A 22,318-nucleotide genomic window follows, 5' to 3' on the forward strand; every position below is an offset into this window, starting at 1 on the left:
GTCGCCTGTTACGCGTGTTACGCCGCCCAGTGCGAGGGGCGGTTCAGGGCCGGCGGCAGCTTGGTGGCCGCGTCGCCCTTGGCGGCGTTCACCTGCGACTGGGTCAGGAAGATGCTGCCGGTGAGGTCCGCGCCCCGCAGGTCGGCGTCCCGGAAGTCCGCGCCGATCAGGTCCGTCTGCCTGAGGTCCGCGCCGCGAAGGTCGGCGGCGATGAGATAGGCGCCGCGCAGGCTGACGCCGCGCAGATCGGCTCCCTTGAGACGGGCGCCGAAGAGATCCGCTCCCCTGCGGTCCTTCTTCTTCCGCCGGATGTCGGCGCGCGCCAGCTCGCTGGTGCGCAGGAGCAGGGCGTTGACCTCCTCGCGGTGCGCGGCGACGTCCGTCGCGGCGACGTCGGCGGGGGTGCCGCGGGTGAGGCGCTCGGTGGCTGCCAGCGTCCGCTTCAGGTCGGGCCGGATGGGGCGGGCCTGCGGGAGCTCCACGGCCTCGGTCAAGTACCAGAGCAGTTCGTGCAGTTGGCGCATGACCGGAAAGACCTCGAACATCCGGCGGGCGGTGTCGGGGTCCGCCCGCCAGTCGGTCCCGCCGAACGTACCCTGCGACACCCGCTGCCCCGCCCCGAAGCAGTCGTACACGGTGCAGCCCGAGTACCCCTGCTGCCGCAGGTCCCGGTGAATACCGCAACGGAAGTCCTGCTGAAGGTTGCCGCAGGGACTCCCGGCGGCCTTGTCGACGGGAAAGTCCGAGGACTTGGAGAACGTGAGGGCGACACAGCAGAGCCCGAAGCAACTCGCGCAGTCGGCACGGAGTTCCTGCCGGGTGTCCTGAGTCCGAACCATGATGTCCTCCACGCTCTCCGCTGTCCTCGCTGTGGTTACGCGGCCGGGCGGCGCCCGGTCCCGCCCCGGCCGGCACCACCGCGGCGGGGACGACCGCCACCGCCGGTGCCGGAGCCACCCCCGGTGGACCGGGAGCGGCGCTGGCCCTGGCCCTGGCCGCCACCTTGCCCGGCCGGACGGCGACGCCCCCGCTGCGGAGCCGCCTGCTGCTGGGGCACCTCGATCACCACCGGCACCCCAGAGGGCTCCCGCGCGCCGGTGATGCGCGCCAGCTCCTCGTCCGTGGACGTCACACGCGCGGTGTTGGGGCGGATGTCCGCGTCGGACATGAGCCGCGTCATGTCCCGCTTCTCCTCCGGGAGGACCAGCGTGACGACACTGCCCGACTCGCCCGCACGGGCCGTGCGCCCGCCCCGGTGGAGATAGTCCTTGTGGTCCGTCGGCGGATCGACGTTCACGACGAGGTCGAGGTCGTCGACATGAATGCCGCGCGCCGCGACGTTCGTGGCGACCAACGCGGTGACCTGCCCGGTCTTGAACTGGTCCAGCGTCCGGTTGCGCTGCGGCTGCGAACGCCCGCCGTGCAGCCCGGAGGCCCGCACGCCATTGGCCAGCAGCCGCTTGGTGAAGCGGTCGACGGCACGCTTGGTGTCCAGGAAGAGGATGACCCGCCCCTCACGGGCGGCGATACGCAGCGCGACCGCCTTCTTGTCGGTCTCGTCGGAGACGTACAGGACGTGGTGCTCCATCGTCGTCACCGCGCCCGCGGACGGGTCAACGGAGTGCACGACCGGATCCGTGAGGAACATCCGCACCAGACGGTCGATGTTCCGGTCCAGCGTCGCGGAGAACAGCATCGTCTGACCGTCCGGCTCGACCTGCTTGAGCAGCGCCGTGACCTGCGGCATGAAGCCCATGTCGGCCATCTGGTCGGCCTCGTCGAGCACCGTCGTACGCACCTGCGAGAGATCCGCGTCGCCGCGCTCGATGAGGTCCTTGAGCCGGCCGGGCGTCGCCACCATGACCTCGGCGCCGCGGCGCAGCGTGGCTGCCTGCCGGGTGATGGAGAGACCGCCGACCACCGTGGCGACACGGAGGTTCACGGACGTCGCGTACGGCGTCAGCGCGTCCGTCACCTGCTGGGCCAGCTCACGCGTGGGCACCAGGACCAGGGCGAGCGGCGAGCGCGGCTCGGCGCGGCGGCCCGCGGTGCGGGCGAGCAGCGCGAGGCCGAAGGCAAGGGTCTTGCCCGAGCCGGTACGGCCGCGGCCGAGGATGTCGCGCCCCGCGAGGGAGTTGGGAAGCGTGGCGGCCTGGATCGGGAAGGGCTCGGTCACGCCCTGCGCGGCCAGCGTCTTCAGGAGCGCCTCGGGCATGTCCAGATCGGCGAATGCCTCGACCGCGGGAAGCGCGGGAGTAATCGTCTCGGGCAGCGCGAATTCGCCGCCCTGCACGGGCCTCGGCTTGCCGCGTCCTGACTTCTTCGCGGCGCCCTTGGCCTGGCCGCCGCCGGCCACCGGGGCCTTTCCGCGTGCGTTCGTGGAGCGCCTGCGGGCAGGGCGCGCCGGGCGGTCGGAGCGATTCATACGGAAATGCCTTCCTGGACCTGGGGACAGCACAAGCCGGGACCCGCACCTTTCTGGTGCGGGCCCCGGCTATGAGGTTCGCGCGCTACGACGATCAGGCGGGAACGATGTTCTCGGCCTGCAGGCCCTTCTGGCCCTGCGTGACCTCGAAGGAGACCTTCTGGCCCTCCAGGAGCTCGCGGAAGCCCGAGGACGCGATGTTCGAGTAGTGGGCGAAGACGTCGGGGCCGCCGCCGTCCTGCTCGATGAAGCCGAAGCCCTTTTCAGAGTTGAACCACTTAACGGTGCCGGTTGCCATGTCAATCTCCTAAGACAGGGGCAGAGTACGGAAATCCACGGTTTTGCGGATCTCCCAGCGCTGCAATGACCCCCATCCGGGAAAGACCGGAAAAACAAACAATGCGCCTTCGGAGCATTCCCGTCAGGCGCACATCATGTTCATGGGTACCAAAACTGCAACACATGACTTTAACACGCCCATGGGCGGCCCTTGTTCCGGGCCGCCCATGAGACCTGGGTCACTCCGCCTGTGCCGCCGCATGCCGGGGCAGCGCCAGACAGAGCACCGCGCAGAGCACGAAGCCCGCCGCCACCCAGGGCATCGCCGCGTCGAGCGCTCCGGTCAGACCGCCGGACGCGTGGTCGAAGAAGACCGTGCCGATCACCGCGGCCCCCAGTGCGCCGCCGAACTGCTGGGCCGTGGAGAAGATCCCGGACGCCCCGCCCGCGAGGTCGGCGGGTACCGCGGAGAGCACCACGTTCACCAGCGGTACGACGAGGAATCCGAGCCCGGCACCGGCCACCACGAGCCCCGGCACCAGCGGCCACGCCCCGGTGTGCCGCTCGCTGGAGGCGACGACCGCCGACCAGACCCAGGCGAAGCCGCCCGCCATCATCAGCGAACCGGCGACCAGGACGAGGCGCCCGAACCGCACGGCGAGCGCGTCCGCGGCGGGCGCGGTCAGGAAGCCGCCGACGGAGAAGGCGACGGTGACGAGGCCCGCCTGCATCGGGGTGTAGCCCTCGCTGCCCTGCAGCCAGATCGCGAAGACCAGGAAGAAGCCCTGCATGCCGAGCGCGAAGAGCAGCTGCACGGCCACGCCCACGGAGAAGGCGGGGAGCCGGAACGCCCGGGACGGCAGCAGCGGCACGGTCGCGTGCGAGCGGCGCCTGCCCTCGACGACCGCGAGGCCGACGAGCGTCAGCGCGCCCGCCGCGACACAGATCCAGCCCCACAGCGGCCAGCCGTCCGCCCGGCCCTGCACCAGCGGCAGCACGATCGCGACGAGGGATCCGGCGAGGACGAGACTGCCGAGGACGTCGGGGCGCCCGGCGGAGCGCTCCCGTGTCTGAGGCACGAGGAGGAGTCCCGCCACGAAGGTCGCGGCCGCCACCGGCAGGTTGACCAGGAACACCGAGCGCCAGCCGAGGCCGAAGAGGTCGGCGTCGGTGAGTACGCCGCCGAGCAGCAGCCCGACGGCCGAGGCGAACCCCGCCACGGCTCCGTACATGCCGAAGGCGGCGCCCCGCTCCTTGCCCCGGAAGAGCGTCCGGAGCGAGCCGAGCACCTGCGGCATGAGCAGCGCGGCCGTCACGCCCTGCACGGCACGGGCGGCGACCAGCTGTCCGGGCGACTGGGCGATGCCGCAGCCCAGGCTCGCGACGCCGAAGCCGGCCGTACCGGCGAGGAAGAGGATCTTGCGGCCGTACCGGTCGCCGAGGTGCCCGGCGACGATCAGCGTCGCGGCGAAGCCGAGCAGATACGCGGAGACGATCCACTGCAGGGCGCTCTCGGAGGCCCCGAGGTCGCGGCCGATGGAGGGGATCGCGACGTTGACGATCGTCACGTCGACCAGGTCCATCAGCGCGGCGACCATCATCACGACGGCGGCCGCCCAGCGCCTGGGGTGGGGTGCCGCGCCCCCGGAGGGCGCGGCTGTGGTGTCGAGGGTCGCTGTCATGTCGGCTCCAAGGGCTCCGGAGGTTGGCGTGCGGAAGGCCGGGGCGCGGAAGGCCGGGGCGCGGATTTATTTCGTTCGGGCTAACGAAACACTTGCACGCACCCAACCGTGATCACAAGTCTTTCGTTCGCCCGAACTAAATATTTGCTAGGCTCGCCCCATGAGCGGCAGCAGCACGGACGAGAAGCCGACGGAACGCGCCGCGGAGGGCACGGCGGAGAGCACCGCGGAACGCGCCGACGCCCTGGAGCGCCTCACCTCGGCCGGGCGCGCGAACAGCGCGGCGACGGTGATGTTCCACTCCGCCGTCGCGGCCCGGCAGGGCCTCAGCGCGACGGAGAACAAGACTCTCGACATCCTGGAGCGCGGCGGCCCGCTCACCGCCAAGGAACTCGCCGAGCAGACCGCGCTCGCCCCGGCCTCGGTGACCGGCCTCGTGGACCGCCTGGAGAACAAGGGCTTCGTCCGCAGGGTCAAGCACCCCACCGACAAGCGGCGGGTACTCATCGAGATCCGCCGCGAGAAGCTGGCGGACCTCGCGGAGATCTTCACGCAGTGGCAGCGCGAAGTGGAGGAACTCTGCGGGGAGTTCACGGTCGCCGAGCTGGAGACCGTCATCCGCTTCCTTCAGGGCGCGACGGAGCGCCAGCACCGGGCGGCGGCCCGGCTCGCCGAATAGCGGACGGCGAAGACCCCCGCGCCGAGGGGCCTTTACAACCCATTGACACCTGTCACCTCTAAATTGACGATCCGTCAGTAACCCCTCGCGCACACCTTCCCCCTTGCCGGGCACCCCGCTACCTTCTGCGACCAAACAATCGCTTGGTTGAACGACGATTGACCATGAGCGACCGCTACCGAACGGAAGGCGGCCCATGCACATCGCCCGCAAGCGCACCGCAGTCGGCGTCGTGATCTCCGCACTCGCCCTGGGCACCCTGCCCGCCTGGGCGGCCCACGCCGAACCCACCGCCCCCGAGCGCGGCACCGCCCGGCACGCGCCGCACCACCCCCGCCCCGCGGCGGACGGCGTACGCCTGATACCGCTCCAAGGTGCCGTCAACACAAGGGACTTGGGCGGCTATCGGACCTACGACGGCGAGCAGGTCCGCTACGGCCGGGTGTTCCGCGCCGACGCCCTCACCAAGCTGACCGACGCCGATCTGGGGACCCTCGCGAAGCTCGGCCTGAAGAAGGTCGTCGACTACCGGGTGCCCGCCGAGGTCCAGTACGACGGCCCCGACCGGCTGCCGCCGGGGCTCACCGCGACCGCACGGCCCGTGAACGACAACGGGCTCTTCACGACCCTGATGACCGTGATCGGCTCCAAGGACCCGGTCAAGCAGGAGGAGATGCTCGGCAACGGCAAGGCGGAGGCGTTCATGCGCGACGTCTACCGCACCTTCGTCGCCGACGGCACCAACCGCGGACAGTTCGCGGCGACCCTGCGCGACATAGCGCGCGGCGGCGACGCGGCGCCGCTGCTCTTCCACTGCACGGCAGGCAAGGACCGTACGGGCTGGACGAGTTATCTGCTCCTGCGCGCCCTCGGCGTCCCCGAGCGCACCGCCGTGGGCGACTTCCTGGCGTCCAACACCTATCGGGCCGCGTACGACGCGAAGGTGCGCGAAGGCCTGAAGCAGAGCGGGATGATGCAGAACCCCGACCTGCTGATCCCGCTCCAGGAGGTCCGCACCGGATATCTGGAGGCGGCGCTGGACGAGGCGAAGAAGCGGTACGGGAGCCTCAACGGCTATCTGACCAAAGGCCTCGGGCTCGACGCGGGGACGATCCTCGCCCTGCGCAAGCAGCTGGTCGGCTGAGCCCCGCGGCTCCGGGCGCGCGGGTCAGCCGACGATGCCCCGCGCCCGCGCCGCCGCCAGCCACTTCGGGAACTCCCCCACCAACTGGTCGTACAGCTCCTCGTCCGGCACCTTGGCCGGCTTCTTCCCCGCGTGGAAGAAGCCGGCGTTGTCGACGACACGCTTGCCCGGGACGGCGAGTTCGTCGAGCTTGCGCAGATAGTCGAACTGCCTGCTCCGCGGGTTGCCGAAGCCGATGAACTGCCAGAACAGCGGCAGCTTCGCGGCCTTGCAGAGGTACCGCTCGGCGGCGGACTTGCCGCTGGGGCCACCGTCGGTCTGGAAGACGACCAGGGCCGGTGCCGCGGTGCCGCTGTCCAGGTAGTGGTCGATCACCGCGTCCATCGCCAGGTGATAGTTGGTCAGGCCCATGTGACCGAGCCCGGCGACGATCTCGTCGATCCGGCCGTGGTGGCGGTCGAGGGCGACGTCCGTGACGGCGTCGACGTCCGTCGAGAAGAAGACCGTGGGGACGAGGCCGTCGTCGTCGAGATGCGCGGAGAGGCCGAGGACGCGCTCGGCCAGGGCCTGGACACTGCCGTCCCTGTAGAACGGCCGCATGGAGCCGGAGTGGTCCACGACCAGGTAGACGGCCGCGCGTTCGCCCTCCAGGCCGTGCTTGCGGAGGCTGACACCCGCGCTCTTGTAGAGGCTGACCAGGGCGGGCGCCGCCTCCTCCACCTTCCGCAGGCTGATCGCAGGTCCCATGTGCCGTCGCTCCGCTCTCCCGTGCTCCGGCCCTGAGGTGCGGGGGCCGGTCAGGGCCCGAGGGTACGCCGGGCCGGCCGGACGGGTGCCCGGCTCAGTCACGACGGCCCCGCAGCCGCGGAGCAAGCCTCGCCGCCCTCCCCCTCCTCCTCCTTCTCTTCATCGCCCTCGGCCCCGGCAACCTCAGCGCCTCCGTACAAGGCGCCTACCGGACCGCGCTCCTCGGCAGCGTCAAGCTGTCGTCCCTCACCGCGGCGACCGGCGCGGTACTCGGACTGCTGCCGGCCCAGGCAGTGGTCACCTCCAGCAGGCGCGCGCTGCGGGAGGCCGTGCTCACCGCTTCCGGCGTGATCCCGGTCCTGCTGCCCACCCTGCTCGGCGGGTTCGTGCTGCTCTTCGGCAGCGCCTTCGCGTCGTACGCCACGGCCGCCGCGATGGTGGGCAGTTCGGTGCCGCTGCTCGCCTCCGCCGGTGCGCCTCCTGCCGGTCGGGCCGCCTCGGATGCGGCCTCGAAGTTGTATGGCCAACTTTCGAACGGCTGGCGCCCGACAGGGGCGGGTGAAGCCCCGGTGACGCGCATGTGGTCACCGGGGTGAGTGCGCCACGGCTCAGTGGCGGCCGGTCAGGAACACCGAGCGCAGCTTGAGCCGGTCCGTGGCGGGGTGCCCGTGCGGACGCAGCGTCCAGGAGTCACCCGTGCAGTCGGGCTCGGTGAAGACCATCACCCATTCGTCCGTGTCGTTGTGCGGGGCGAACGCGGGCTCGGAGGAGTCCGGGTCGGCGACCTCGGGCAGCGTGATGCAGCCGGGGCTCTCCGGGTCGTGGAGGGTGACCGACTGGGGCGTGCCGTTGAGCCCGACGTACTTGTAGGAGAAGTCGCCGGTGGCGGCACTCGCGGAGGTCGGCAGGGTGACGACGAGGGCGAGCGCGCCGAGGGCGGCGGCGGCCGTGTGACGAAGGCGCATGAAGTCCGTTTCCGTCGGGCGCCGGGCGGGGTGCCCGGCGGCGGGGGATGGCCGGACCCGTACCTGGAGTCGACGGGTCCGACTCCGCTTTCCCCCGCGGACGGCCGCCGGATGCACCGCGTCACCCGTGTGGGGCTGCCGCATCGATCCTTCGTCCGCCGTGTGGGTGACGGCTGCCGGGGCGCTACCCCGCCTGCTCCTGGAACGCGGGCAGTTCGAAGATCCGCGTCTTCGCCGCGTCGTCCATCAGCTCGACCAGCGGCATGACCAGTTCCCACAGGTCCTGCTTGTCGACCTCCAGGGCGAGCGCGTCCAGGTCGGCTGCGGGCAGCGCGCCCGCGGCGTCGGCGACGACCTTGCGGGACTCCTCCGGGAGCGCGTCCACCAGCGGCAGGAACTCCGCCCACAGGCCCGTGGCCACCACCGCCCGCACCACACCGCCGAGCACATCGCCGCCCCGCAGCGACGGCAGCGCCGCGACCGTCCGCCGCTCCTCCTCGCCGAGCAGCGCGACCAGCGGAAGCAGCGACTCCCACAGGTCCTGCTCCGCCACCGTCACGACCAGCGAGTCGAGCCGGTCCTGCGGCTGCGCCGCGGCGAGCGAGGCGATCTCGCCCCGCTGCTCCCCCGTCACCATCCCGGCGACGGCGAGCGCCTCCGGCCACAGCCCCGCCCCCGAAGCCGAGCCGATGACCGAAGCGAGCCGCTCACCGCCCATCAGCCCGATGATCTGCCCGAGCCGCTCCGGTTCGTCGATCAGGAAGCCGGTCCGCAGCACCGCCGCGTCGTCCACCTGCGGCAGGATCCGCCGCAGCGCGGAGTCCCGCAGATACCCGACGAACCGCCCCATCGTCAGATGGTCGCCGCGCTCGGCGAGCGCCACCGCGATGCGTACGACGAGACCCTCGTCGAGCCGGTCCACGATGCCCTGGATCCGCCGCGGGTCCAGATGCCCGCAGGACTCGGCGGTGAAGGACACCGGCAGCTTCTCGATGATGTCGGCGGCGCGGGCCGGCTCCAGGCGCCCCGCGACCCCGGCGGCGAGCCGCGGCCCCAGCGCCTTCTGCGAGATGGCGGCCGCCACCCCGGCGGGCACCAGCTTCGTCGCGGACGCGATCCGGTCGAGCATCTCCGGTGCGCCGTCGAAGAGCGCCGCCACGCACTGCGTACGGAAGCGGCGTACGTCCTCGACGGGCAGCGTCCCCAGGAAGGCGAGCGCCTCCGGCCCGACGTCCAGCAGGCGGGCGGTCTTCAGGATCTCGGCCCTGCCGCGCAACGTGTCCATGCTGACTCCTCTATCGGAAGAGAATCCGGCGGACGGGCCCGCGCGCCAGGGCGGGCACCAGCTTCAGGGCCTCCTCGGCGGCCTCGCCCAGGCCGGCGGCCCGGCTCTCCCGCTCCCGCCGCAGCGCGTCGGCCAGTGACTCCAGCTGCCCGGAGGTCAACTGCCCGAAGGATTCCGCCGGTTCGCCCCGCAGTTCCTCGGTCAACCGCTGCCGTGCCTCGCTGCTCATATCGCCTCCCGCGACCGGGTACGGCTCCCGAGACTGGAGCGGGATTGACTATTAGTCAATAGGCTCGGCCGCAGCCGGTGGGCCCGGAAGATCCGGAAGGCGCGCTACCGGCAAAGCGCACGTAATCTTGGCCGAATGAAACGTGCAGGTCTCCTCCTTCTCGCCGTCGCCCCGGTGGCCACGGTCGCCGTCTACCTCCTCGGCGGCGACTCGGACAGCGCCGACTCCGGAGCCGACGGGAGGGCGCCCGGCACCGAGCGGCCGTACGACCAGGACAAGTCCGCGGCCGAGCGCAGGGCCGACGACAAGCTGATCGCGAGCCTCCCGGCCGGCCTCGCCGCGCCCGCCAAGAAGGAGCTGGCGCAGAAGCTCGTGGCGAGCGCCGAGAACTCGACGCTGAACTGGCGCGGCCAGTACGGCTACATCGAGGACATAGGGGACGGGAACGGCTACACCGCCGGGATCATCGGCTTCTGCACCGGTACGCACGACCTGCTGACACTCGTCGAGCGCTACACCAAGGACCACCCGGACAACGGCCTGGCCCGCTATCTGCCCGCCCTGCGCAAGGTCGACGGCACGGACTCGCACGAGGGCCTCGACCCCGGCTTCACCGAGGCCTGGAAGGCGGAGGCCGCCGAGCCCGCGTTCCGCAAGGCCCAGGACAGGACGCGCGACCGCGTCTACTTCGACCCGGCGGTGCGCCTGGCCAAGCTCGACGGGCTCGGCACGCTCGGCCAGTTCATCTACTACGACGCGATGGTGCTGCACGGCCCCGGCACCGGCGCGCGCGGCTTCTACGGCCTGCGCGAGGCGGCGCTGAACGAGGCGAACACGCCGGCCCAGGGCGGCAAGGAGAAGGCGTACCTGGACATCTTCCTCGACATCCGCACGAAGGCGATGAAGGAGAAGAAGGCCCACCGCGACACGACCCGCGTCGAGACGGCGCAGCGGCAGTTCCTCTACGACGGCAATCTGGGCCTGAAGACTCCGCTGGAGTGGAAGGTGTACGGGGAGACGTTCAAGGTTCCCTGACCTCGAACGCCTCCCTGCCCCGAACGTCTCCCTGCCCCACCGGACTCAGCCCTTGACGGCGCCCGCCGCGAGGCCCGAGCCCAGCTTCCGGTGCACGATCACGAAGAAGATCATCACCGGCAGGGTGACCAGCGTGGAGCTGGCCATGACGGGACCCCAGGCCGTGGAGTTCTCACCGAAGAACTGGTAGATGCCCACGGCCGCGGTGTACTTGTCACTGCCCTTCATGAACGTGTACGCGAAGACGAACTCGTTCCACGCCGTGATGAAGGCGAAGATCGAGGTGGCGACAAGGCCCGGCGCGACCAGCGGAAGCAGCACCGACCGGAACATCCGCCACCAGGACGCCCCGTCGATGTACGCCGCCTCCTCGACCTCCTTCGGCACGGTCTGCACGAAGCCGCGCAGGGTCCAGATCGCGAAGGGCAGCGAGAGCGCGACGTACACGATGGTCAGTCCGAGCAGCGAGTTGAGCATCTCGTAGTCGCGCATCTGGATGAAGAGCGGGATGACGAGCGCCTCCAGCGGCACCATCTGCACGATCAACACCATGATCAGTACGGAGGTGCGGAACCGGAACTTGAAGCGGGCCACGGCGACGGCGGCGAAGAGCGAGAGCAGCCCGGCCGCGAGGATCGTGCCGAAGCCGACGATCGCCGAGTTCAGCAGGTACGTACCGAAGTTGCCCTTCTCGAACACGAAGCTGAAGTGCTCGAGGCTGAGTCCGCTCGGCAGCACGTCGGAGCCGCGGGTGATCGCCTTCGGGTCGAGTGCCGTGGAGATCATCCAGTACACGGGGAAGAGCGTGAAGACGAGGAGCGCGGCGACCGCGACCGGCAGTCCGATGCGCCCCGCGAGGGTGGTACGACGGGCACTCACAGGTCCTCCTCCCCTTGCCGGAACAGCGTACGGATGTAGACGATCGTGATGACGAGGAGCAGCAGCGTGAGCAGGACGGCCGCGGCTGCCCCCGTCCCGTAGTCGTTCTTCGCGAACGCCTCGATGTACGAGAAGACGCCCAGGTTGTAGACCTCTTCGTTGGAGCCGTCGCCGCCCGGCATCAGATAGATCTGGGTGAAGACCTTGAAGTCCCAGATGGTGGACAGGATGGTCACCACCAGGAAGACCGGCTTGATCGTCGGCAGGGTGATCTTCCAGAACCGCTGCCAGGCGTTGGCGCCGTCCAACTCCCCCGCCTCGTACAGCTCCTTGGGGATCGTCATCAGTCCGGCGAGGACGGTGATGGCGACGAACGGGAAGCCGTGGTGGACGACGTTGAGGGTGGCGATCGCGTAGAACGGCCCGCGCTCGGTGAACCAGTTGGTGGTCTCGGGATCGATGAGCCCCATCGAGCCCGCGATCTGACTGACCATGCCGTCCTGCGGCTGGAAGAGCCAGATCCACACATAGGTCCCGGTGACGGCGGGCATCGCCCACGCCGCGAGGATGGCGATGGAACAGATCAGCCGCCAGACCGGGCCGAGCCGGTTGAGCAGCAGCGCGACGAGCGTGCCGAGGGCGACGGTGAGGCCGACGCAGGCGATCGCGAAGAACGCCGTGTTGGGCAGCACCGTCTGCCACAGGAGTTCACTGCCGAGCAGATCGGAGTAGTGCTCGAAGCCGACGTAAGTGCCCACGCCTCCGCCGAACTTGACGGCGTAGTCCTGCAGCGAGAGCTTGCCGACCTGGATCAGCGGCCAGAGCAGCAGACCGGCGAGGACCAGGAGGGACGGTGCGAGGAGCAGCCACGGCCGGGTGAGGCCGACGAGCTTCTTCTTGCGGAGGGCCGCTTCGTGTTCGGGACGGGGGGTGGGGCGACGGGCCGTGGTACTGCCTTCCTTGGGCCCGTCGCCGACAAACGTGTCTTTCACAGTGCCGACTCGCCCTTGCCCTTGCCTACTTGTCCTTGGCGAAGATCGCGTCCATGTCCTTGGCCGCCTTGTCCGCGGCCTCCTTGACGGACATCTTTCCGGTCAGGATGGACTGCACCATGCCGGGGATGACCTTGGAGGCCTGGATCTCGCCGTACGCCTTGGTCTTGGGGACGGTCGCGCCGGCCTCCAGCATCTGCTTGGCGAACGGCTCGACCAGCGGGTCCTTCTTCGCCTCGATCTTCTTCAGCTCGGAGTTCTGACCGGGGAAGTAGTTGGTCTGCTCGGCCCACTTGGCGGCGAACTCACCGGTGGTCAGCATCTTCACGAACTCCCAGGCGAGGTCCTTCTTGTCCGTGTTGAACGTGGACAGGTAGGAGCCGCCGAGGAAGGACTTGCTCATGCCGCCGGTCTGGCCGGGGATCGGCACGGCGGCGAGCTTGCCCTTGAGGTCAGGGTTCGCGTCGACGATGGCCTTGGGGGTCCAGTTGCCGCCGACGGCCATGGAGATCTGGCCCTTGTTCCAGGCGTCGCCGACCTCCTTCTCGGTCCAGGTGTTGACCTTGGCCGGGGAGACCTTGTCCTTGGTGGCGAGGCCGGTGTAGAACTCGATGCCCTTGATCGCCTCGGCCGAATTCACCCCGGACTTCCACTTGCCGCCGGACTCGGTGGCCAGCTCGCCGCCCGCGCCCCAGATGAAGGGGGCGGCGAACATCTCGGCGCCGCCGGCGACCGGGAAGGGAATCATCCCCGGCTCCTTCTCCTTCAGCGTCTTGGCTGCGGACTGGAGCTCCTTCCAGGTGGTCGGCGCCTTCAGCTTGTGCTTCTCGAAGATGTCCTTGCGGTAGACGATGGAGCGCACACCGGCGTACCAGGGCATGCCGTACTGCTTGCCGTCGAGCGTGCCGGCGTCCTTGAGCCCCTCGACGAGATCATCGCCCAGCCCGGACTTCTTGACGTCCTCGGTCACATCGACGAGCGCGCCGGTCTCGGCGAACTGAGGCACCCAGGTGGTACCGACCTCGGCCACGTCCGGAACCTGGTCCTCGCCGCCCTCGATCGCGGTCGTGAACTTCTTCTGCGCGGTGGCCCACTGCTGGTACTCGACGTGGATCTTGGCACCGGTCTTCTTCTGGAAGGCCTTCTCGGCCTCCTTGAAGAAGGGCCTGGCGTCGGGGTTGGTCCCCTCCATGATCCAGACGGTGAGGGTCTTGCCCTTGCCGTCCGTGGCACTGTCGCCGCTGTCGCTCCCGTCATCGCTGCCGCATGCCGTCGCGGTCAGTCCGAGCGTCATGGCGATACCTGCCGCGATGACCCGTCGCTTCATGCCGGCCCCCTCATGGGTTCGTGCTTGTTGGTGCGCCGATCCGTTTGTGGGAGCGATTGTGGTCACAGGGGCAGGGGGCGGTCTAGACCCATTCGGCTAAGCGGGGCCGAAACGTGATTTGCGTTGCAAGCAATGCGCGTTGCACATGTCGCACCCGCCGCACGGCCCCGAAACGCCACGACGCCCGCCCAGGTCCGGTCGGGGACGAGGCGGGCGTCGCTCAGTTCCGTACGCCGTTGTACGGGACGTATGAGGGGTGTACGGAATCAACCGTACGGAAACAACCGTACAGGTCAGACCATCAGGGAACGGTCCGTGGGGCGGATCGGGGACGGGAGGTCGCTGGCGCCGGTGAGGAAGCGGTCGACGCCGCGCGCCGCCGAGCGGCCCTCGGCGATCGCCCAGACGATCAGGGACTGGCCGCGGCCCGCGTCACCGGCGACGAAGACGCCGGGGACGTTCGTCTGGAACTCGGCGTCGCGGGCGACGTTGCCGCGCTCGTCGAGGTCCAGGGCGAACTGGTCCACCAGGCCGTTCTCGCGGTCCGTGCCCGTGAAGCCCATGGCGAGGGTGACCAGCTGGGCGGGGATCTTGCGCTCCGTGCCCGGCTTCTGGGTCAGCTTGCCGTCAATGAACTCGACCTCGATGAGGTGCAGGAACTGCACGTTCCCGTCCTCGTCGCCCTCGAAGTGGGTGGTCGAGACGGAGTAGACCCGCTCGCCGCCCTCCTCGTGCGCCGAGGTGACCTTGTAGAGCATGGGGAAGGTCGGCCACGGCATGTTCGCCGGACGGTCCTCGCCCGGACGGGGCATGATCTCCAGCTGCGTGACCGAGGCCGCGCCCTGGCGGTGGGCCGTGCCCACGCAGTCCGCGCCGGTGTCTCCGCCGCCGATCACGACGACGTGCTTGCCCTCGGCGGAGACGGGCGTGGTGACGTAGTCGCCCTCCTGGACCTTGTTGGCCAGGGGCAGGTATTCCATCGCCTGGTAGACGCCCTTGAGCTCACGGCCGGGGACCGGGAGACCGCGGGCCGTCGTGGCGCCCGCCGCGATGACCACCGCGTCGTACCGCTTGCGCAGCTTCGCCGCGTCGATGTCGCGGCCGATCTCCACGCCCGTACGGAACTTGGTGCCCTCCGCGCGCATCTGCTCGATACGGCGGTTGATGTGCCGCTTCTCCATCTTGAACTCGGGGATGCCGTAGCGCAGCAGGCCGCCGATGCGGTCGGCGCGCTCGTACACCGCGACCGTGTGTCCGGCACGGGTCAGCTGCTGGGCGGCGGCCAGACCGGCGGGGCCGGATCCGATGACCGCGACGGTCTTGCCGCTCAGCCGCTCCGGGGCCTGCGGGGCGACGTCGCCCGTGTCCCACGCCTTGTCGATGATCGAGACTTCGACGTTCTTGATGGTGACGGCCGGCTGGTTGATGCCGAGCACACACGCCGACTCACAGGGAGCGGGGCACAGGCGGCCCGTGAACTCCGGGAAGTTGTTCGTGGCGTGCAGGCGCTCGGAGGCCGCCTGCCAGTCCTCGCGGTACGCGTAGTCGTTCCACTCCGGGATCAGGTTCCCCAGCGGACAGCCGTTGTGGCAGAACGGGATGCCGCAGTCCATGCAGCGCGAGGCCTGCTTGGAGATGATCGGGAGAAGGGAGCCGGGAACGTAGACCTCGTTCCAGTCCCGGACGCGCTCGCCGACCGGGCGGGTCTGCGCGACCTCGCGGCCATGGTTCAGAAAGCCCTTGGGATCAGCCATTGGTCGCCGCCTCCATCATCTTCTCGGTGATCTCGGTCTCGGAGAGACCGGCTCGCTCGGCGGCGTCCTTGGCGGCGAGCACTGCCTTGTACGTGCTGGGGATGATCTTGCTGAAGCGCTCCACGGAGACGGACCACTCGGCGAGCAGCTTCTCGGCGACGGTCGAGCCGGTCTCCTCCGCGTGGCGGCGCACGACGTCGTGCAGCCACTGCTTGTCGGAGTCGTCCAGGGCCTCGACGGCGCCCAGGTTCCCGGAGTTGACGTTGTCCCGGTCCAGGTCGATGACGTACGCGACACCGCCCGACATACCGGCCGCGAAGTTGCGGCCCGTCTCGCCGAGGACCACCGCGTGACCGCCGGTCATGTACTCGCAGCCGTGGTCGCCCACGCCCTCGGACACCACCGTCGCGCCGGAGTTGCGGACGCAGAAGCGCTCGCCGGTGCGGCCCCGCAGGAACAGTTCGCCGCCCGTCGCGCCGTACGCGATGGTGTTGCCCGCGATCGTCGAGTACTCGGCGAGGTGGTCGGCGCCGCGGTCCGGGCGGACCACGATGCGGCCGCCGGACAGGCCCTTGCCTACGTAGTCGTTGGCGTCGCCTTCGAGGCGGAGGGTCACACCGCGCGGCACGAACGCGCCGAACGACTGGCCCGCCGAACCCGTGAAGGTGATGTCGATGGTGTCGTCGGGCAGACCCGCGCCACCGAACTTCTTCGTCACCTCGTGGCCGAGCATGGTGCCGACCGTGCGGTTGATGTTGCGGATGGCGACCTGAGCGCGGACCGGCTGTGCGTCCGTCGCGCTCGAAGCCGCGAGGGCATCCGCGGAGAGCTTGATCAGCTCGTTGTCGAGCGCCTTCTCCAGACCGTGGTCCTGGACCGTGATCTGGTGGCGTACGGCGCCCTCGGGCAGCGCGGGCACGTGGAAGAGCGGCTCCAGGTCGAGGCCCTGCGCCTTCCAGTGGTTCACGGCCCGCTCGGTGTCGAGGAGTTCGGCGTGACCGACGGCCTCCTCGATGGTGCGGAAGCCCAGCTCGGCGAGGATCTCGCGGACCTCTTCGGCGATGAACTCGAAGAAGTTGACGACGTACTCGGCCTTGCCGGAGAACCGCTCGCGCAGCGCCGGGTTCTGCGTGGCGATGCCGACCGGGCAGGTGTCCAGGTGGCAGACGCGCATCATGACGCAGCCGGAGACGACGAGCGGCGCGGTCGCGAAACCGAACTCCTCGGCGCCGAGCAGCGCGGCGATGACGACGTCACGGCCGGTCTTCAGCTGGCCGTCGGTCTGTACGACGATGCGGTCGCGCAGGCCGTTGAGCAGCAGCGTCTGCTGGGTCTCGGCGAGGCCGAGCTCCCAGGGACCGCCCGCGTGCTTGAGCGAGGTCAGCGGCGACGCGCCCGTGCCACCGTCGTGGCCGGAGATGAGCACGACGTCCGCGTGCGCCTTCGACACACCCGCGGCGACCGTGCCGACACCGACCTCCGAGACCAGCTTCACGTGAATCCGCGCCTGCGGGTTCGCGTTCTTCAGGTCGTGGATCAGCTGGGCCAGGTCCTCGATGGAGTAGATGTCGTGGTGCGGCGGCGGGGAGATCAGGCCCACGCCGGGGGTGCTGTGCCGGGTCTTGGCGACCCAGGGGTACACCTTGTGGCCGGGCAGCTGGCCGCCCTCGCCGGGCTTGGCGCCCTGGGCCATCTTGATCTGGATGTCGTCCGCGTTGACGAGGTACTCGCTCGTCACGCCGAAGCGGCCGGACGCGACCTGCTTGATCGACGAACGGCGCGCCGGGTCGTACAGACGGTCCGGGTCCTCGCCGCCCTCACCGGTGTTGGACTTGCCGCCCAGCTGGTTCATGGCGATGGCGAGGGTCTCGTGCGCCTCGCGGGAGATCGAGCCGTACGACATGGCGCCGGTCGAGAACCGCTTGACGATCTCGGAGGCGGGCTCGACCTCGTCGATGGAGATGGACGGGCGGTCCGCCTTCAGGTTGAACAGGCCGCGCAGCGTCATCAGGCGCTCGGACTGCTCGTTCACGCGGTCCGTGTACTTCTTGAAGATGTCGTAGCGGCGGTTGCGCGTGGAGTGCTGCAGGCGGAAGACCGTCTCCGGGTCGAAGAGGTGCGGCTCGCCCTCGCGGCGCCACTGGTACTCACCGCCTATGTCAAGCGCACGGTGCGCCGAGGGCACGCCGGACGCCGGGTACGCCTTGGCGTGCCGGGCGGCGACCTCCTTGGCGACGACGTCGAGACCGGCGCCGCCGATCTTCGTCGTCGTACCGCTGAAGTAGCGCTCCACGAAGGCCTCTTCGAGGCCGACGGCCTCGAAGACCTGGGCGCCGCGGTAGGAGGCGACGGTCGAGATGCCCATCTTGGACATGACCTTCAGGACGCCCTTGCCGAGCGCGTAGATCAGGTTCCGGATGGCCGTCTCGGCCTCGCCGTTCTCATCGGCGTGCAGGAAGGTGCCCGCGCGGACCAGGTCCTCGACGGACTCCATCGCCAGGTACGGGTTGACCGCGGCGGCGCCGTAGCCGATGAGGAGGGCCACGTGGTGGACCTCGCGCACGTCGCCCGCCTCCACGAGCAGGCCCACCTCGGTGCGCTGCTTGGTGCGGATGAGGTGGTGGTGGACGGCCGCGGTGAGCAGCAGCGACGGGATCGGCGCGTGCTCGGCGTCGGAGTGCCGGTCGGAGAGCACGATGAGGCGGGCGCCGGCCTCGATGGCGGCGTCGGCCTCGGAGCAGATCTCGTCGATGCGGGCGGCGAGCGCGTCGCCGCCACCGCCGACGCGGTAGAGGCCGGAGAGCGTCGCGGCCTTCATGCCGGGCATGTCGCCGTCGGCGTTGATGTGGATGAGCTTGGCCAGCTCGTCGTTGTCGATCACCGGGAAGGGCAGCGTGACGCTGCGGCAGGTCGCGGCGGTCGGCTCCAGGAGGTTGCCCTGCGGGCCCAGCGAGGAGTGCAGCGACGTGACGAGCTCTTCACGGATGGCGTCAAGGGGCGGGTTGGTGACCTGCGCGAACAGCTGCGTGAAGTAGTCGAAGATCAGCCGGGGGCGCTCGGAGAGCGCGGCGATCGGGGTGTCGGTGCCCATCGAGCCGAGCGGCTCGCCGCCGGTCTTGGCCATCGGCGCGAGGATGACGCGCAGCTCTTCCTCGGTGTAGCCGAAGGTCTGCTGGCGGCGCGTGACGGAGGCGTGCGTGTGCACGATGTGCTCGCGCTCGGGCAGGTCGGACAGCTCGATCTCGCCGGCCTCCAGCCACTCCTCGTACGGGGCCTCGGCGGCGAGGGCGGCCTTGATCTCGTCGTCCTCGACGATGCGGTGCTCGGCCGTGTCGACCAGGAACATCTTGCCGGGCTGGAGGCGGCCCTTGCGGACGACCTTCGCGGGGTCGATGTCCAGGACGCCGACCTCGGAGCCGAGCACGACGAGTCCGTCGTCGGTGACCCAGTAGCGGCCGGGGCGCAGACCGTTGCGGTCGAGTACGGCGCCGACCTGGGTGCCGTCGGTGAAGGTGACGCAGGCCGGGCCGTCCCAGGGCTCCATCATCGTGGAGTGGTACTGGTAGAAGGCGCGCCGGGCCGGGTCCATCGAGCCGTGGTTCTCCCACGCCTCGGGGATCATCATCAGGACGGAGTGCGGCAGCGAACGCCCGCCGAGGTGGAGCAGTTCGAGCACCTCGTCGAAGGACGCCGAGTCGGAGGCGTCCGGCGTACAGATCGGGAAGATCCGGTCGAGCTTCTCGGTACCGAAGAGGTCCGAGGCGAGCTGCGCCTCACGCGCCCGCATCCAGTTCCGGTTGCCCTTGACCGTGTTGATCTCGCCGTTGTGCGCGACGAAGCGGTACGGGTGGGCGAGCGGCCAGCTCGGGAACGTGTTCGTCGAGAAGCGCGAGTGGACGAGCGCGACGGCCGAGGCGAAACGGCGGTCGGACAGGTCCGGGAAGAAGGGCTCCAGCTGGCCGGTGGTCAGCATGCCCTTGTAGACGATCGTACGGGCGGAGAGCGAGGGGAAGTACGTCCCGGCCTCGCGCTCGGCGCGCTTGCGCAGCACGAACGCCTTGCGGTCGAGGGCGAGGTCCGTGGACTCGCCGTCGGCGACGAAGATCTGCCGGAAGACCGGCATCGTCGAGCGGGCGCTGGCGCCGAGCAGCTCGGGGGCGACGGGGACATCGCGCCAGCCGAGGACGGTCAGGCCCTCCTCGGAGGCGATCGTCTCGATCTGTGAGACGGCGGCGTCCGTGGCGTCCGCGGTGTCGACCGGCAGGAAAGCGATGCCGACGGCGTACGCACCGGCCTCGGGGAGCGCGAACGCGGCGGCCTCGCGCAGGAACGCGTCCGGCACCTGCAGCAGGATGCCCGCACCGTCGCCGGAGTCCGGCTCGGAGCCGGTGGCGCCGCGGTGCTCGAGATTGCGCAGTACGGTCAGCGCCTGTTCGACCAGCTCATGGCTGGCAACACCGGTGAGGGTGGCCACGAACCCGACGCCACAGGCATCGCGTTCGTTACGGGGGTCGTACATGCCCTGGGGGGCGGGGCGACCATCCATGGGCGACCAGGCGTGCGTACGCATTGGCTCTCCCGTCGTCGTCGTGGCATATGCAGAGCGAGGGACGACGTTGGCCCTGGCAAAATTTCGTGCAGGTTACATGATGGAGCGCTTCTCGGAAAGTGGATAGCGCATTCCACCATGTGGACACCGCTCGGGAGTGTGGAGAGCGGCAGGGAAGGGACCTGAGCGGACAGATCCGTGACCGACGGCCCAGCGCGACACAGGCCTCATTGCCCGCAGCGCTTACGGCTCATGCCCGGTGGTTAAGGAATCGAAACCGCCGAGTAACGGCTACTTATGCAGGACCCCGCATAGGACTGCATCGGCTCATCCTACGGCGGTACCGAACAAGCTGCCCAGGGCGTACGTCACACCCGCCGCCGCACCGCCCAGCGCGAGCTGCCGCAGACCGCTGAACCACCAGCTCCGCGCGGTCACCTTCGCCACTATCGCGCCGCAGGCGAAGAGGCCGATCAGCGCCAGGAGCACGGCCGGCCAGAGCGAGGCCGCGCCGAGCAGATAGGGCAGCACGGGCAGCAGGGCGCCGAGCGCGAAGGCACCGAAGGAGGAGACCGCGGCGACCAGCGGGGAGGGCAGATCGCCGGGGTCGATGCCGAGTTCCTCGCGGGCGTGGATCTCCAGGGCCTGCTCGGGGTCCCTGGAAAGCTGCCTCGCGACCTCGCGGGCGAGGCCCGGCTCGACGCCGCGCGACGCGTACAGCTCGGCGAGCTCCTTCTCCTCGTCCGCCGGGTGCCCCAGCAACTCCCGGCGCTCCACGTCCAGTTCCGCCTCGACGAGCTCGCGCTGCGAGGCGACGGAGGTGTACTCACCTGCGGCCATGGAGAAGGCTCCGGCGGCGAGGCCGACCAGACCCGTGACGACGATCGTCTGCTGCGAGACGGCTCCGCCGGCGACGCCGGTCATCAGGGCCAGATTGGACACGAGTCCGTCCATCGCACCGAAGACCGCGGGGCGCAGCCAGCCACCGTTCACGTCGCGGTGGGTGTGGTTGTCGCGGTGCGCCTCGTGCAGGGTCGCTTCGGTCTCGATGATCGCCACAGTATGGATCCCCTCAATGCTTGGACGCTGTCTAAAGTACGCCGAAAAAAATGCCGCCGCCAGCAAGGAAAGGCTTACTTACCTGCGGAAACGCGGGTTCGGGGAGGCGGCGGCGATGAGGTCTGAGGGGCGGGCGAAGGAGTGATCTGAGCTGCCGGATGCTCGTGTGAGCGGATTTGCGTGGCATGGATGCAACCAAGCACCGCATCCAGCGGTACGCGCTCCACCGCGCTCCATCTCGCTCCACCTGCGCTACAGGGAGGCACGGCATGGCATCCATCGCATGCGTTCCCTCGGTCCCGACGCCCGGCGACACCGGCGACCTCCGCGAACGGGCGCGCGGCGCGCTGCTCGGCCTCGCGGTCGGCGATGCGCTCGGCGCACCCGCGGAGAACATGAAACCGTCCGAGATCAGGGCCCGTTGGGGCCGTATCACCGGATACGTCGCCGAACATCCGGCGGGCACGGACGACACGGAGTACGCGATCTTCTCGGGCCTGCTGCTGGCGCGGCACGGCTCGGCACTGACCGTCGCGCATGTCGAGGCGGCCTGGCACGAGTGGATCGCGGATCTGGACGAGGGGCCGTTCCGGGGTGCGGGGTTCAGCGAGCGGGGCACGCTGGAGAACCTGCGCCGGGGTCTCGCCGCCCCGATCTCCGCCCAGCACCGGCACGCCTGGAGCGACGGCCTCGCGATGCGGGCCGCGCCGTTCGGGGTCTTCGCCGCGGGCCGCCCCGCCGAGGCGGCCCGCCTCGTCGCGATCGACGGCTCGGTCAGCCATGACGGGGAGGGGATCTACGGCGGGCAGGCGGTGGCGGCGGGGGTCGCCGCCGCGATGGGCGGGGCGGGCGTGCCCGCGGTGGTGGCCGCCGCGCTGTCCGTCATCCCGGAGGACTGCTGGACGGCACGGTCGCTGCGGCGGGCGGTGACGGTGGCCCACCGGGGCGAGCGTGCGGTGCGCTCCGCGGTGGTGATCGGGGGCTACCCCTGGACGGACCTCGCCCCCGAGGCGGTGGGCCTGGCCTTCGGCGCGTACGCCTCGGCGGCGGGCCGCTTCCGGGGCTCGGTGCTGACCGCGGTCAACATGGGGCGGGACGCGGATACGACTGCGGCGGTGGCGGGAGCGTTGGCCGGAGCGTCCTGCGGGGTTTCGGCGATTCCCTTGCCGTGGGGGGCGGCGATTGCCGCTGCGCGTGGCAGTTGCCTGCCTTCCATGCGGGGGCATCACGTGCTGGACGTGGCGGAGCTTCTCACTCCGGAGGGGGAGACGTGGTGACCCCGGACAAG

18 protein-coding genes and 1 pseudogene are annotated in these 22,318 nt (G+C 70.0%); 5 read left to right on the top strand and 14 right to left on the bottom strand.

Features of this window, described 5'->3' with window-relative positions; all coding sequences use genetic code 11:
- Nucleotides 1–17: 17 nt before the first annotated feature.
- The 4 genes from ACIBKX_RS01475 to ACIBKX_RS01490 form a co-directional block, all read right to left on the bottom strand.
- Nucleotides 18–839, bottom strand: coding sequence for a pentapeptide repeat-containing protein (locus ACIBKX_RS01475; RefSeq protein ID WP_363272421.1), 822 nt, complete (start codon nt 837–839; stop codon nt 18–20).
- A gap of 35 nt (nt 840–874) precedes the next feature.
- Nucleotides 875–2,425: a DEAD/DEAH box helicase gene (locus ACIBKX_RS01480; protein ID WP_363272422.1), complete on the bottom strand. Its 1,551-nt coding sequence runs from the start codon at nt 2,423–2,425 to the stop codon at nt 875–877.
- 94 nt (nt 2,426–2,519) lie between these two features.
- Nucleotides 2,520–2,723: a cold-shock protein gene (locus ACIBKX_RS01485; protein WP_030362889.1), complete on the bottom strand. Its 204-nt coding sequence runs from the start codon at nt 2,721–2,723 to the stop codon at nt 2,520–2,522.
- A gap of 220 nt (nt 2,724–2,943) precedes the next feature.
- Nucleotides 2,944–4,386 (bottom strand): MFS transporter, encoded by a 1,443-nt coding sequence (locus tag ACIBKX_RS01490; protein ID WP_363272423.1) that lies wholly within the window; start codon nt 4,384–4,386, stop codon nt 2,944–2,946.
- Between the two features lie 160 nt (nt 4,387–4,546).
- Here ACIBKX_RS01490 and ACIBKX_RS01495 point away from each other — a divergent pair, with 160 nt between their 5' ends.
- Nucleotides 4,547–5,065, top strand: coding sequence for a MarR family transcriptional regulator (locus tag ACIBKX_RS01495; protein WP_363272424.1), 519 nt, complete (start codon nt 4,547–4,549; stop codon nt 5,063–5,065).
- Between the two features lie 196 nt (nt 5,066–5,261).
- On the top strand, nt 5,262–6,209 hold the full coding sequence (locus ACIBKX_RS01500; RefSeq protein ID WP_363272425.1) for a tyrosine-protein phosphatase: 948 nt from the start codon (nt 5,262–5,264) through the stop codon (nt 6,207–6,209).
- Between the two features lie 24 nt (nt 6,210–6,233).
- On the opposite strand, the gene ACIBKX_RS01505 is transcribed toward ACIBKX_RS01500, so the two are convergent.
- The gene (locus ACIBKX_RS01505; RefSeq protein ID WP_363272426.1) at nt 6,234–6,956 is read right to left on the bottom strand and encodes a VWA domain-containing protein; all 723 of its coding nucleotides are present in this window, start codon (nt 6,954–6,956) and stop codon (nt 6,234–6,236) included.
- Between the two features lie 32 nt (nt 6,957–6,988).
- Here ACIBKX_RS01505 and ACIBKX_RS01510 point away from each other — a divergent pair.
- Nucleotides 6,989–7,417, top strand: a pseudogene (locus ACIBKX_RS01510) (hypothetical protein); the annotation flags it as partial.
- 147 nt (nt 7,418–7,564) lie between these two features.
- Here the strand turns inward: ACIBKX_RS01510 and ACIBKX_RS01515 are convergent.
- The 3 genes from ACIBKX_RS01515 to ACIBKX_RS01525 form a co-directional block, all read right to left on the bottom strand.
- Nucleotides 7,565–7,921: a hypothetical protein gene (locus ACIBKX_RS01515; RefSeq protein ID WP_363272427.1), complete on the bottom strand. Its 357-nt coding sequence runs from the start codon at nt 7,919–7,921 to the stop codon at nt 7,565–7,567.
- A 184-nt stretch (nt 7,922–8,105) separates the two neighbouring features.
- Nucleotides 8,106–9,206 (bottom strand): hypothetical protein, encoded by a 1,101-nt coding sequence (locus tag ACIBKX_RS01520; protein ID WP_363272428.1) that lies wholly within the window; start codon nt 9,204–9,206, stop codon nt 8,106–8,108.
- A gap of 10 nt (nt 9,207–9,216) precedes the next feature.
- Nucleotides 9,217–9,435 (bottom strand): hypothetical protein, encoded by a 219-nt coding sequence (locus ACIBKX_RS01525; protein WP_363272429.1) that lies wholly within the window; start codon nt 9,433–9,435, stop codon nt 9,217–9,219.
- A gap of 135 nt (nt 9,436–9,570) precedes the next feature.
- On the opposite strand from ACIBKX_RS01525, the gene ACIBKX_RS01530 reads away from it, so the two are divergent.
- Nucleotides 9,571–10,470, top strand: coding sequence for a chitosanase (locus ACIBKX_RS01530; protein ID WP_363272430.1), 900 nt, complete (start codon nt 9,571–9,573; stop codon nt 10,468–10,470).
- Between the two features lie 45 nt (nt 10,471–10,515).
- Here ACIBKX_RS01530 and ACIBKX_RS01535 read toward each other — a convergent pair whose 3' ends face one another.
- The 6 genes from ACIBKX_RS01535 to ACIBKX_RS01560 form a co-directional block, all read right to left on the bottom strand.
- A complete protein-coding gene (locus ACIBKX_RS01535; RefSeq protein WP_363272431.1) occupies nt 10,516–11,349 on the bottom strand; it encodes a carbohydrate ABC transporter permease in 834 nt (277 codons plus the stop codon).
- Entirely contained in the window at nt 11,346–12,341 is a 996-nt protein-coding gene (locus tag ACIBKX_RS01540; RefSeq protein WP_363272432.1) for a sugar ABC transporter permease, read from the bottom strand. Before ACIBKX_RS01540 ends, ACIBKX_RS01535 begins: the two co-directional genes overlap by 4 nt.
- 25 nt (nt 12,342–12,366) lie before the next feature.
- Complete coding sequence (locus ACIBKX_RS01545; protein WP_363272433.1) at nt 12,367–13,668, bottom strand: sugar ABC transporter substrate-binding protein; 1,302 nt, start codon at nt 13,666–13,668, stop codon at nt 12,367–12,369.
- Nucleotides 13,669–13,961: 293 nt separating this feature from the next.
- Nucleotides 13,962–15,422 (bottom strand): glutamate synthase subunit beta, encoded by a 1,461-nt coding sequence (locus ACIBKX_RS01550; RefSeq protein ID WP_363272434.1) that lies wholly within the window; start codon nt 15,420–15,422, stop codon nt 13,962–13,964.
- Complete coding sequence (gene gltB / locus ACIBKX_RS01555; protein WP_363272435.1) at nt 15,415–19,992, bottom strand: glutamate synthase large subunit; 4,578 nt, start codon at nt 19,990–19,992, stop codon at nt 15,415–15,417. Before gltB ends, ACIBKX_RS01550 begins: the two co-directional genes overlap by 8 nt.
- Nucleotides 19,993–20,298: 306 nt before the next feature.
- Nucleotides 20,299–21,030 (bottom strand): VIT1/CCC1 transporter family protein, encoded by a 732-nt coding sequence (locus tag ACIBKX_RS01560; protein ID WP_363272436.1) that lies wholly within the window; start codon nt 21,028–21,030, stop codon nt 20,299–20,301.
- A gap of 269 nt (nt 21,031–21,299) precedes the next feature.
- Here ACIBKX_RS01560 and ACIBKX_RS01565 point away from each other — a divergent pair, with 269 nt between their 5' ends.
- Nucleotides 21,300–22,307, top strand: coding sequence for an ADP-ribosylglycohydrolase family protein (locus tag ACIBKX_RS01565; RefSeq protein ID WP_363272437.1), 1,008 nt, complete (start codon nt 21,300–21,302; stop codon nt 22,305–22,307).
- The last annotated feature ends 11 nt before the right edge of the window (nt 22,308–22,318 follow it).

The sequence above is a fragment of the Streptomyces sp. NPDC050658 genome (genome assembly GCF_044457025.1).
Classification (GTDB): Bacteria; Actinomycetota; Actinomycetes; order Streptomycetales; family Streptomycetaceae; genus Streptomyces.